The following is an 11,900-nucleotide window of genomic DNA, read 5'->3' as shown; positions in this document are numbered from 1 at the left end:
CATAGTCATCATGATCGGGATTGGAGAAGGAGTAGGAACGCTTCAGCACGTCGAACCCGGGAGCAGATTTGTAACGGTTTTCGATCATCATGTCCGCCGGCAGCGCCGGGTCGACCTCGCCGTTGAATCGTCGCGACGATAATTGCAACTCGCCGTTGGCATAGACCCAGACTTCCGGAGGCTCGTAGCGCCTCACTTCCCGGAGTCCATAGGGCGCTTCGGCGTTGAACGAAACCGGCCCGCCGATGAACTGTTCCTTGGCATGAACCGCGCCCTCGGCGTCGACCCAACTTCCCACTACATGCCCGGTGTTGTGAAAAACGATATGCGCATAGCGAAAATGATCCTGCGGCCATTCACCGGTTGGCTGCACGTCGTTGGTGTTGACAATCTCTCCGGCTTCGATCCGCAATTTAAAATCGCCCAGATTATGCGTTCTGGTTTGTGCGAGAAGCGTGGTCGTTGCCAGACCGACCAACAGCAGCGCACAGCATGCGCAGAACGCATGAATCCTTGAAGGGCTGCAGAACTTCAACATGGGTGTACCTCCATCCATAACTTGAATGTCGAGTGTGTTGAGGTCATTTGACCAAACCTTCTTTCGGTATTCGCATGCGGACGCGCTTACAATTCGACCCGCAGGCCAACGTAGTATTCGCGAGGATTCACAAATTGCGACCAGGTGTTCCAACCCAAATTGATGTAGGGCTTGTCCCAGTCGCCGAGCTTGTCGTTGCCTTTCTGGGAGCCGGTCTCGTGCGGAAAATGCAGGGAATCGATGTACTGGTTCCAGTTGAAGGGGTTGGGGAACCCTCTGTTGTTGAACAGATTGTTGACCTGCATGTAGAGGCCAAAACGGTTCGCGCTGAACTGGAAACGCTTTTCGAGCAGAATGTCGGTATCGGCATAATCGATGACCTCGACCCAGATCTGCTCTTTGAGCGGCGCATCGGGATTCAACAGAGACTCGCCGCCGTCAGACCAGTTCTGCAGGATATTGAACCGCCAATCTCCCAGAATATTGTGGCCGACAACCTTGGGTCCAAAAGTGGCCGGCGTCCGGAATGAAATGTTCGCAGTCACGGAGGGCACGCCCTTCTGTTTGATTTGCGAGGCGGTCTCGCGCTGGCGATTCGCCAACTGGCGGTCTTCGTAAAGGTAACGATAGCCGGTGCGGCCTTCACTACTGGTCAGATACTCAAGCGAAGCCCAGCCGTACCACCAGTCGCCGAAGCGCTTTTCGAGTTTCAGTTCCAGGCCGCGGATGTCGGCATAGCTGTTGTTCGCATAGGTGGTGATGTCGTTCTCGCCGTCCAACGAAACGATGTTTTGCGCGCTGAGCTGATCGGAAACATCCTTGTAATAACCGGTCAGATGGATCAGAAAATCCCTGCCGATACCCTGCTCCAGGCCGACTTCATAAGCGATGGTGCGCGGCCATTCGGCGGCAACGTTCGGAAGGTCGGCGCCCCGGCCGGTGGAATTCGGCCGCACCAGGAAGAGCTGATCGACAACCGGCGGTTGGAGAAAATGGCCGTAGTTGAAGAAGATCTTGCTCGTCGTGCTGATCGGGTGCGAAATTCCCACGCGCGGGCTGACATAGAGCTTGTAAGAGCTTTCCGAAGTCGTCAGATTCGCGAAGGTGCCGTTGTTGGCGCGGTAGGCCTCCAGCGTGTAGGGGTTGTTTGCAAAGATAAAATTAGGATCGAGATTGAAGGCGCTGGTGCGGGTGTCGTAGTAATCCAGGCGCAAGCCAACGTTGGCGACCATGCCCTCGAATTCCAGCTTGTCCTGCACATAGCCCGCCAGCTTGATGGGGGATTCATTGTAATACCACCAGAGCCACGGCGCTTCAGTCACCGGCGTGGTGGTCGCGCCATGGTTGATTTCCCGCCGCTCACGGAAGCTAGTGTACTCGAACATCAAGCCCATCTTCACTTCGTTGTGGCGGTTGACTTGCGATACCATGTCCATGCTCAGGCTGACGCCGCGGTACTTGGAATGATCCTGGCCGCGGCCGCCGCCCGACATCAGAAACTCGCCAAGGATGTCGTACTTCTCGGTGATGCCGCCGCCCAGGGCGCTGCCCACGTAGCCGAACGGGCCTTCATCATACCAGGTATCGCCGATGAGCTTGATGCCCGTGGTGTCTCTGAGGCTGATCGGTTCCTGCCGGGTGCGGAAGTCGGTAAATTCCAGGCGCAAGTCATAGAAGGTCTTGTCGCTGAGCAAATGATTCAGCGTGACGCCGCCGCGGTATTGCCGGGTTTCGATCGGATTGAAATTGGCATCGTGCCAGATGTATCTCCAGAAGTGCGCGTCGCGCGCATACTCCGTTCCCTCCCGCGTGCCGGTGATCATGCCGACCGTGTCGTCGTAGATCGAACCATCGACACCGCGAACGAAAATGTAGGTGTTGTTCACACTGAGCTTCATCGAGGGCGACAGGCGCTTGGTCAACTTCAGCAAGGTTGTGCTGGCAACAGAATTGTTGCGGCTGAAAGGATAGACCAATTGCAGGTTTTCATAACGTTGCGACAGCAGAAAAGCGACGTTGGTCAAGGGCACCTTGCCGCCGATCGAGAGGTCGCCAATGTAATCCGGCTGGTCGGCGTAATCGCGCTTGCGGTGCTGCCATTTCCAGATCTCGAGAAGTTCCTGCGGTGTGTAATCGTTTCTCGGATCCGTATCTGCCAGGAACTGCCTGGCCACTTCGTTCCAGCCGATGAACGTAAACGGGTAGGCCTTGCTGTCCACCAAGTCCTGGGAGACGCCGGTGAAGGCATTGGCGCCGGCATAGACCTGCCAGAACGGCCCCTCGATGCTGAACGGGCTGGAACCGAAATGCTTGCGAGCCGGCGGCCTGATCTTGCCGTCGAAACTGACGGTGTAGCGGTCGAGGTTTCCTTCCTTGGTAATGACATTGACCAGGCCGGAGCGGATGTCGCCGAATTCGGCATTAAATCCACCGGTCAGAATCTCAACCTCCTGGATCGCAGTGAGGCTGAGATTGGTCATCGGTTGCTGCGTCCGCTCGTTTCTGGTCGAAAGCCCGTCGATCACAATGTCGGTTTCATTGAGCTGGCCGCCGCGCACGATGAGACCTGAGCCTTCGGTTGAGGCCGACAGGCTGATGCCGATCTCGGTGCCGAGGATTTCCTCGAAATTATCCAGGGGCCGGCTTTGAATCGCCTCGGCGGTGACGATGCGCTGGCTCGAGGACACGTCCAACTGCACCACCGGCCGCGACGCTTGCACCACCACGGTTTCCCCCTCGAGCATCTGCTGCGACAGGGCGAAATCCAGGGTGGTGGTCTGGTTGATGCTGACTTTCACCTTCTCCTGCACGACTTGGCCATAGCCGATGATGGAGGCGCGGACACTGTAAATGCCCGGCGGCAGGTTGAGCACAGTGTAATTGCCGCCCGCATCAGTGGCCGCTCCCATAGTGGTGCCGTCGACAACGACGTTGACACCGATCAAAGGCTCTGAGGTCTCACGGTCGGTGACGCGTCCGGCGATCTTGCCGGTGTTGGCCGCCCAACCGTCACCGGCAATCGCCACCAGCAGGACGTGCGACAATAGAATTGCTATCGCGGTCCTGTACCTGTGGAGTTTCATCTTCCGCCTCCTTAAATTTGTAAGAGGTTGCTTTGGTTTCTCGCCTTCAGTTGGCAAAGTCTTCCATCCAATTCGGATTGCTGTACTCTGCTGGGTGATTGGAATGCACCAGCACATAGCGTCCGTCACTGGTGCGGTCCACAAACACAAACTCTCTTCTACCGTCCAGCGCATAGGTCCAGATCTCCACCGGACGGTTGATCTTGGCAGTGGAAACGTCGCGGCTCACCTCCATGGGTGATCCATACTTGATGTAAATTTTCGCCATATCCGAGTTCAGGCCGCCGGGAAATTTTTCCCGGCAATAGGCAAGGCGCCGGAAATGTTCCATCATGAATTCATTTTCCGGCGTCCCGGGCGTCGGATCCTTCGACTTCCAGAATTCGAGAACAAAGTTCTGTTTGCCCTCATCGGAAAGCTGCCAGTAGATTTTCCTCTCCCGATCGGTGGCCACGTATTTGATTTGGTCAAAGTATTTCTGAATATCCTCCGCGGTCATGGTGAGAACCATCGCCTCCGTCTGCGGCCCGGGTGTGCAGGCAAAATCCACAGCCGCGCTGCAGGCTTGCTGGGTTGCCAAGTCAGTTACCCGCAGGGACAGTCGATAGCGGCCCGGAGTCAAGCCGGCAACCGGGATCTTTTCGATCCGTGAACTGTTGTTGCCGGCTTTGGGAAGGTGCGTCCGCGTATTTGCAAAAACTCGATTTTGTCGCGCGTCGTGAACTTCGTAGCGGATGCCATAGAAGGAGGTCTCTGCCGGCGCATATTTCATGTTATTGATTTCGAAATACACAAAGAGCTGCGACAATGAGTCGGCGACAGAGATTGATCGTGACGGCAGCGGCACCACGATCAAACCGCCTTTTTCAAAAACACTTTTGCCCTGCGCCTTTTGAAGCTGCGCAGACAGCATGAGATCACTGAGGGAAAAAATTTTGCCAAAATCTCGCACCACAAATTCCTGGTTCAGGATGCCTTCACGACCGGAAACCGAATCGCGCATCGACACTTGCAGCGCCATCGGGCCCGGCGACAACTCAAATCGCCTGAGATTAATGAATGAAAAAACTCCGTCTGCCTTGTCGCGGGACAGCGTAATTGGCTGGCGCTCATGAACATCAACCACGGCATTGCCCCGCGGTTCGCGCAGGATGATGCCGAGATCGAGCACCTGAGATTGGCTTGGTGACGGTTGCGCGACAAACTGGGAAAGATCAACGGCATAGGATATCTCTATTGCAGTCTTTCCGCCACGGCCTTCGAACTGGTAAATGTCCGCTACAAACGACAGCGCGCCGGTACTCCAGCTAGGCAGGGCGAATTCCGCCTCAGAGCGTGGCGTTTCCTGCGCCGGCAGGGCTTCGGCCACCCCAAATAGCAGAATACCAACCGCCAGATTTTTCAGTCGTCTGTTCATGCTTTCAGCACCAGGGCTTACTGCACCACAACCATCTTGCGCGTCGCCGTCCCGCTACGGCGGGAGGCGCGGTAAAAGTAAATGCCGCTGCCGGCGCGCTTTCCGGCCAGAGTTTCGCCGTTCCACTGAAAAAAAATTCGCCTCGACGAAGCCGCCGGATGCCGCAGCTCCTGCACCAGGCCGCCGGCCACATCGAAAATCTCCAGAACAATCTCCTCTGCAAAAGACGGCGGCACCTCCAGCTCGATGCGCGTGCCCGCATTGAAAGGATTCGGAAAATTCTGATGCAGGCGGAAGCTCTCGGGATTCTTGGCTGCTTCGACTCCGGTCGTCCCGCCGAACACGACACCGATTTCAACCCGGTTGGCCTCCTCATTTCCAAGTGAATCAACTGCGCGGATTGCGAAAAAATACATCGCTGAATCGATCAACCCGGGGACGGCAAATTGCAGATCATAACCGGCCGCGGCTTCCGCTTCGATATGCAAGAGCCGGGTTGCAGTGGTAAAATCGATTGGAGAAGCGGTGCTGTAGTAAAGATTGTAGTTCACCGGCAGGTGGCGGTCATCGGCGAGATTCCACCGCACCACGATTTGATCTGATTCCACCCTCGCCTGTCGCAGGCCCACGGTTTTGCTCCACGTTGGGGGATTGAGGTCGGGCGTATGCTGGTGATAAATGTCATAACGAATCTCATCCAGCATGATGCTCGATACCGCATCAGTCCAGCCCTGAACCTCGATGGCCTCATGCACCTGATTCTCCAACATGAGCTGATAATCCGCCTGCGCCGGATTGAGATAATCGAGACAGAGCACGGTGAAGCCGTCACTTTTTTGCGCTTCAGTATTCACACGCTGCGCCCAGTAGGTTTTGTTGTCCGCAAAGTAGGGACTCACGCCGCCACTGCCGGAACTCCAATTCCATTCTGTGTAATAGGATTCAAACATGATCGCATTCACATAAGATCGAATATTGTGTGCGTATGAGGCCGTTTGCGCCGGATCGAAATAAAACAACCCGCGGTTGCCGATGATCACCGCCTGCGGATACCAGTCGCGCAGGCGGGCGATGCACTGCGACATGCCGGCTGCCGTCCAGTGATATTCCGCCCACGGCGAGGCGGTGTCGATGGTATCGAGAAACAGGCCGTCACATTTCCACTGGTTGATGATGTCATCTGCGCCATGAGCTTTGGTGCGAACAAATTTCTGCCAGAGCGAATCACCAGCATTCACATAGAAACTTCCCCAAACGCCATTCTGATCAGGGCTGCCGTTTTTGTCAGCATCATCGACATACCACGAAGCGACGCCGCGATTTTGATAAATGGGCGATCCTGATTGCGCATTCCAGTAGACCGGGCCGCGACCGTCGCCGGCGCGCTGGCCGTCATCATCCTCGCCGATGGAAAGATAGCTGACCACGATGACGTCATCGCCGGTGCCGGCAAGATCGTCGAGGCCGTTGCGCATGTCGGCCACCTGCGCCGGCGTAATGCCGGAGCGAATGTCAAGGATCACCAGATCGAAATATTGCGCTTGCAAAACCTTTGTCGCATTCCACCCGCCGTAGTAAACCAGATAGTCGGACGCGGGTGTGATGCTGGGGAGCGATCCCGCATTCTGACTGAAGCACAGCGTTGACCACAGGAACACCAACCCCAGGCACAGATCGATTCTCCGCTTGGCGGAATTCTGCACAAAAGGCATGGCAAAGGAATCACGCAACATGTTGAACTGTTGCTTCAGCGGCCGGCTTGGCTTCCTCTTCGATGGACATGAGAAAAGTCGCGATGAGCGCCAGCACCATGCCGGTCAACACAAAATTATGCGGAACCGTGCGATGGATGATGAGCGAGATGATAACCGTGATCACAGGCGCGATGGCATTGGTCAAGGGGCTGACGATGATCGCCTTGCCATAGCGAAAAGCATAAACGATGCACAGCGCGCCGATGGAATTCAGAATCTGGATCATCGCCGCGAGGTAGGGGCCGCGGAAGCCCCAGTTGATCGGCTGCGAAAAATCCGTCATCCACACAGCGAAGGGGATGAGCAGCAGGCCGGTGACCGTCATGTAGAAGAATATGCTCTCAGCCTTCATCGTCACATTGGCGAGTTTCATGAAGTAGGCCTGGATGCCCCAGGCCAAAAACACCAGAAATGCCAGCACGGCCCACAGAATGCCGCTCGCCCCGGAGTTGCCCGGAGGTTGATAGGAAAGCAGCGGCATGGCGATCATCGCCAAAACAATTCCGGCCCACCCCATCTTGTGGGCGCGTTCCTTGAGCAATCCATAAGCGAGGAGAATCGTCACCACCGGCGACAAGGATATGATCGGAAACACCAGATAGGCCGGTCCCATGCGCAATGCTTGAAACAGGATCAACTGGCCACCGGCGCCGGTCAGGCCAATCAACGTGCCGAGCAGGATCGAGCGGCGATCATAATCCAGCTTCCACTTGATGACATACAAAGCCACCAACGCCGGCAAGATCATAGTGAGCGCCCAGACCGAGTAGCCCAGCGTCGCCGGAAAGCCGGCTTTTTCAGGAAGCTCGATGAGTGCGCCCCATAATCCCCAAAACGTTGTGGTGACTAGCGCAAAGACCAGCCATAACCGTGATTTCACAAGCTTCCTCCTCGCCTCAAGGTTCGCTGATTTTCTTGACAAGATAACACAGGACTCTCAGAATGAGTTGCATGCTGTAAATCCTGTTAGCCCGTTCAACTCAATGAATCATTCCCGGAGCGCGTTGCCGCGGCGTAGATTTCCAGAACCTCGTTGATCTTATGATGAATCAAATCCACCGGCGCGTTTTTGATTTTTCCTTCTTGCACAGCCCGGCATTGCGCCGGCAGATACTGGCTCAGCAGCGTCAGCGGCACGGGATGCTCATTGAGATTCGCCAGCAAAACACGCAGCGCTGCATCGACCTCCGGCTCGTTCCAGTAATATCTGATGCGATCGCTGTAGCTGAAGCGCCGCGCAATCACCTTCTCCCTTTCGTCGCCATGATAATGCTTCTGCCAGTATTGCGGCTTCGCCAACATCGCTCGCTCCAGCGTCTGGCGCACATGCGAAAGCGTGACCGACTTTCGCCCGGACAGCCATTCCTGCTCGATGTGCTCTAATGCAAAGACTGCCTCGCGGAACGCCAGCGTCAGCCAGGGTCCCACTTTCAGAATCGCAAAATGATCTTCGACCAAATGGCGCAAGGCGTGCCGGCTCTGATAGTCCGTGGAATGCGCTTCGAATACCAGCGTGGGGTAGCGCTCGATGAGTTCCTTCAGCGCCGCGGTTTCCTGATTGCGGTGATAAGGAATGACCGAGAGTTCGCCGAATTCGACACCCGGCTGAACCACCACGGCAATGACGCGCTGCCATGCCGATTCCAGACCGTTGGCGAAAAATGCCTGGCGCGTCGATTCGATCGATTGTTGTGCGTCATGAATTTTGGTCGGCGTGGCGTGCGCAAGCTTTTCCTTGGCGCCTCCCGGCGGCGGCACTTCGGTGCCGATCACATAAACCGGAGCAATGGAATGGGGCGGGAGTTCGGCAAAAGCAGCTTCACAGACTTTGGCAAGATCCACGGCTCTTGCGACGGCCAGCTTCATCGGCAGGGCGCCATGCGCATCCAGCGGATCACCGGCGCACGGCATGCTAGTGTCGAGATGAATCTTTCTGAATCCGGCGCGGATGCAGTCGCGCACCAGCTCGCGCGCATTTGCCATGGCGACCGTGGCGCGTTCGTGCTGCCAGGGATTCGGTCCCATGTGGTCGCCGCCGAGCATCACGCGCGCATAGCGGAATTTCATCCGATGGGCGATGGCCTCGACAAAGTCGGCAAAGTTCTGCGGTGTCATGCCGGTATAGCCGCCAGATTGATTCACCTGGTTCGAGGTCGCTTCGATGAGCAGTCCCGCCGGGTCGGATCTTGCCAACAACATGGCGGCTTCCAGAACAAAGCGGTTGGCAGAGCATATTGAAAATACGCCCACTGCATGTCCCTGCTTTTGCGCTGCCACCAACTGTATCAACGGATTTTCCATTTCACCCGTCTCTGGATTGCACATCTTCAGGATGAAGATCAAATGACGATGATCACGGCATCAACTACTTTTCTTTGTATCCAAAATAGTTCTCGAAATCCTGCGCGATTTGTTCGCGGCTTTGAAATGCGGCAGTTCCGCCCGCTTTGGTGACTGACAGCGCGCCGCACATATTGCCGAAGTGCAGGCACTGATTGAGGTCGCCGCCTTGCAGCCATTTGAAAATGAACCCGGCGTCGAAGCTGTCGCCGGCGCCGACGGCGTCGACCGCAACCACTTTGAACCCGTCACTTTTGCAGATCTTGCCCTCCTGTTTGGCCAGCGCGCCGCTTTTACCCAATTTGATCACCACAGTCTTCACGTGTTGGGCTAGTTTATCCAGAGCGGCTTCCACGGTTTTGCATGTGGCAATCAGCATGGCCTCGTCTTCGTTCGGCAGAAAAATATCGACGTAAGGAAAGATCTCGTACAGTTCAGGATCCCACCGTTCATCAGGATCCCAGTTGGTGTCGAGCGAGGTTGACAGGCCAAGATCCTTGGCGCGCCTGAAGAGCTCCGCGCAATCAGGCTTGATCCCGCTTTGCAAGAAATAGGATGACAGATGCAGATGGCGCGCGGTCTGCACATAGTCCCAGCGCACCTCCGCCAGCCGCAATTCATCCATGGCGCCTTTATACGTGAGCATGGCGCGCTGGTGATCATAGTTCATTGCCACGGTGGCGCCGGTGCCGGTTGCGCCCTGGACGATAATCTGCCCGACGTCGACGTTACGCTTTTGGAGACTTGTAAGCACTAGATCGCCGAAAACATCTTCCCCCAGCTTGCCGATGAATCCGACCCGCGCGCCCAGCGACGACAGATTGCTGGCAAAAATTGCCGAAGAGCTGCCCAGCGTCAGAGTCATTGCGCTGGCGATTTTTTCCTTGCCCAGTTCCGGGAATCCCTGGATTTGATCCAGGATCAAATCCACGTTAAGCTCACCGACTACCACGACATCGAGTTTTTTCATAGTCGGCCTTTAGAGCGTGACGACCTGCGAGAGATGGCGCGGCGCATCCGGATTCAAGTTTTTGGCAACAGCACGATGATAAGCCAGGAGCTGCAGTAGCGGCATGGACAGCAGTAAGCGTACTTCCTCCGGCAGACTGCCGCCTAACTCGACGAGATGATCCGCATGGCGGCGAATCTGATCATCTGCCGCACCGCACAGCACCAAAGTCCGGGCGCCGAGTTTCTTCATATCGGCGAGCACGCGGGTTTCCTGCTCGCGGCCGGCGTCGCTAATCAGAAAAGTGATCAGCGTGCGGGTGCCGGCAATGCTCATGGGTCCGTGACGGTACTCCAAAGTGTGATAGGCTTCGGAAAAACTCAGCGACATTTCCTTGATCTTGAGCATGGCTTCATTGGCGGCGCCGTAGAAAATTCCCTGGCCGAGGAAAACGAAATGATCGAGGGAGGAGTCATCGGTAACGGCGCGCACCGTCGCAGCAGCGTCCTTCAGAAGCTGCGCGCCGCGCTGCGGAAGTGCGGCAAGCTGGCCGGTCAAATCGCTGGCTCTGGCGGCGGCGGCGGCGGCGAGATGCAGCGCCAGCAATTGCGAAGTGAACGATCGCGTCATCACCACACTCTTCTCCTGCGCTTCGGGGATGATGATGTGCCAGTCGCCTTCGCGCACCAGGGCGCAATCGGCGCAGGAGCTCACCGCGACCACCGGCACCTGCAGGTTCCGGCGCAGATGGTTGGCGGCCCACACGGTTTCCGTGGTCGTGCCGGAACGCGAGATGGCCACCGCCATCCGTGGTGCTGAGGAAACGACAGAAGCGGGCGCGAGAAGAAATGCCTCTGATGAAGGAAGCGCCTGGCTGGATTGACTTGAAATGCGGGTAAAACTGGCGGCAGCGCTTTGCGCCAGATAGTAGGAAGTTCCACAACCGACAAACAACAGCGGACCGGCTGGGCTGCCGGCAGGCCGTAATTCCCATTTTTGTTGTGCGGCACGCTGCACAACTTTTTTCCACGTCTCCGGTTGGCTCAGGATCTCCTGCAAGGTGAGAGAGTCCATATATCCATCCACATATTGCACTGCATAAAAAACCGGACTTCGGATTTCACACAATGATCAATTCGATGCCGCTGGCGCGCAAATACTCTGCATCTCCTTTTGGAATGCCGGAATCAGTGATGACTTTGTGGATACGCTTGGTGGCAACGATCAGGCACATGCTACGTCGGCCAAACTTGGAGGAATCGGTAACCGCGATGACTTCGCGCGACATGTCGACCATCAAGCGATTCACCTGGGCTTCGTCCAGATTCGGGGTGGTCAACCCGGAATGCACGTCGAAACCGTCAACGCCCAGAAAAACCTTGCTCGCAAAGTGCTCACGTAACAATTTTTCGGCATGCGGCCCGACCAGGGAAAGCGACTCGCGCCGCACCGACCCGCCGGACACAATTACCTGAATGTTTGGAGCCGTGCTCAATTCGCTTGCGACCGGGATGGAATTGGTGATGACGGTGAGCTGGCGTTTGCTTTTCAAAAGTTTGGCCATCTCCCAGGTCGTCGAGCCGGAATCGAGCGTAATAATCTCGCCCTCGTCGACCAGCGCTGCCGCAGCAGCGGCTATTTTTTGTTTCTCGCCGCGGTGTTGCTTGGTCTTTTTATAAAGAGGAACATCGTAGACATACAAACCGCTCTTGACCGCACCCCCGGGCGTTCGCTGCACCAATCCCCGTTCGCTGAGTTCTTTGAGGTCGTTGCGGATGGTAACCTCGGAGACTTGCAGCAAACGGCTCAGGTCGACAAC

9 protein-coding genes are annotated in these 11,900 nt (G+C 56.3%); all 9 read right to left on the bottom strand.

Features of this window, described 5'->3' with window-relative positions; genetic code table 11:
• On the bottom strand, positions 1–538 hold a 538-nt coding region (locus FBQ85_18150), incomplete at its 3' end, for a hypothetical protein (protein ID MDL1877057.1).
• 86 nt (positions 539–624) lie between these two features.
• Positions 625–3,795, bottom strand: a complete 3,171-nt coding sequence (locus FBQ85_18145; GenBank protein ID MDL1877056.1) for a TonB-dependent receptor — start codon at positions 3,793–3,795, stop codon at positions 625–627.
• Positions 3,668–5,038 (bottom strand): GWxTD domain-containing protein, encoded by a 1,371-nt coding sequence (locus tag FBQ85_18140; protein ID MDL1877055.1) that lies wholly within the window; start codon positions 5,036–5,038, stop codon positions 3,668–3,670. The genes FBQ85_18145 and FBQ85_18140 overlap by 128 nt, the downstream gene beginning before the upstream one ends.
• Positions 5,039–5,055: 17 nt before the next feature.
• The gene (locus FBQ85_18135) at positions 5,056–6,771 is read right to left on the bottom strand and encodes a T9SS type A sorting domain-containing protein (GenBank protein MDL1877054.1); all 1,716 of its coding nucleotides are present in this window, start codon (positions 6,769–6,771) and stop codon (positions 5,056–5,058) included.
• Complete coding sequence (locus tag FBQ85_18130; protein ID MDL1877053.1) at positions 6,761–7,672, bottom strand: DMT family transporter; 912 nt, start codon at positions 7,670–7,672, stop codon at positions 6,761–6,763. Before FBQ85_18130 ends, FBQ85_18135 begins: the two co-directional genes overlap by 11 nt.
• 95 nt (positions 7,673–7,767) lie before the next feature.
• Positions 7,768–9,093: a tagatose-bisphosphate aldolase gene (locus FBQ85_18125; GenBank protein MDL1877052.1), complete on the bottom strand. Its 1,326-nt coding sequence runs from the start codon at positions 9,091–9,093 to the stop codon at positions 7,768–7,770.
• 64 nt (positions 9,094–9,157) lie between these two features.
• Positions 9,158–10,102, bottom strand: coding sequence for a carbohydrate kinase family protein (locus FBQ85_18120; GenBank protein MDL1877051.1), 945 nt, complete (start codon positions 10,100–10,102; stop codon positions 9,158–9,160).
• Between the two features lie 9 nt (positions 10,103–10,111).
• Positions 10,112–11,155 carry an SIS domain-containing protein gene (locus FBQ85_18115; protein MDL1877050.1) on the bottom strand — a complete coding sequence of 348 codons (1,044 nt, stop codon included), beginning with the start codon at positions 11,153–11,155 and terminating at the stop codon, positions 10,112–10,114.
• A 46-nt stretch (positions 11,156–11,201) separates the two neighbouring features.
• Positions 11,202–11,891 carry a DeoR/GlpR transcriptional regulator gene (locus tag FBQ85_18110; protein MDL1877049.1) on the bottom strand — a complete coding sequence of 230 codons (690 nt, stop codon included), beginning with the start codon at positions 11,889–11,891 and terminating at the stop codon, positions 11,202–11,204.
• Positions 11,892–11,900 lie beyond the last annotated feature (9 nt).

The organism is Cytophagia bacterium CHB2 (assembly GCA_030263535.1).
Lineage (GTDB): Bacteria > Zhuqueibacterota > Zhuqueibacteria > Zhuqueibacterales > Zhuqueibacteraceae > Coneutiohabitans.
The sequence above is the reverse complement of the archived record's forward strand: the minus strand, read 5'-3'. Positions and strand labels throughout refer to the sequence as shown.

Excerpts from the sequence above, each read along its gene's own strand:
- FBQ85_18145 (MDL1877056.1), bottom strand. The coding sequence starts at position 3,795 with ATGCGCTGGACGGTAGAAGAGAGTTTGTGTTTGTGGACCGCACCAGTG.
- FBQ85_18140 (MDL1877055.1), bottom strand. The coding sequence starts at position 5,038 with ATGAACAGACGACTGAAAAATCTGGCGGTTGGTATTCTGCTATTTGGG.
- FBQ85_18135 (MDL1877054.1), bottom strand. The coding sequence starts at position 6,771 with ATGTTGCGTGATTCCTTTGCCATGCCTTTTGTGCAGAATTCCGCCAAG.
- FBQ85_18125 (MDL1877052.1), bottom strand. The coding sequence starts at position 9,093 with ATGGAAAATCCGTTGATACAGTTGGTGGCAGCGCAAAAGCAGGGACAT.
- FBQ85_18120 (MDL1877051.1), bottom strand. The coding sequence starts at position 10,102 with ATGAAAAAACTCGATGTCGTGGTAGTCGGTGAGCTTAACGTGGATTTG.
- FBQ85_18115 (MDL1877050.1), bottom strand. The coding sequence starts at position 11,155 with ATGGACTCTCTCACCTTGCAGGAGATCCTGAGCCAACCGGAGACGTGG.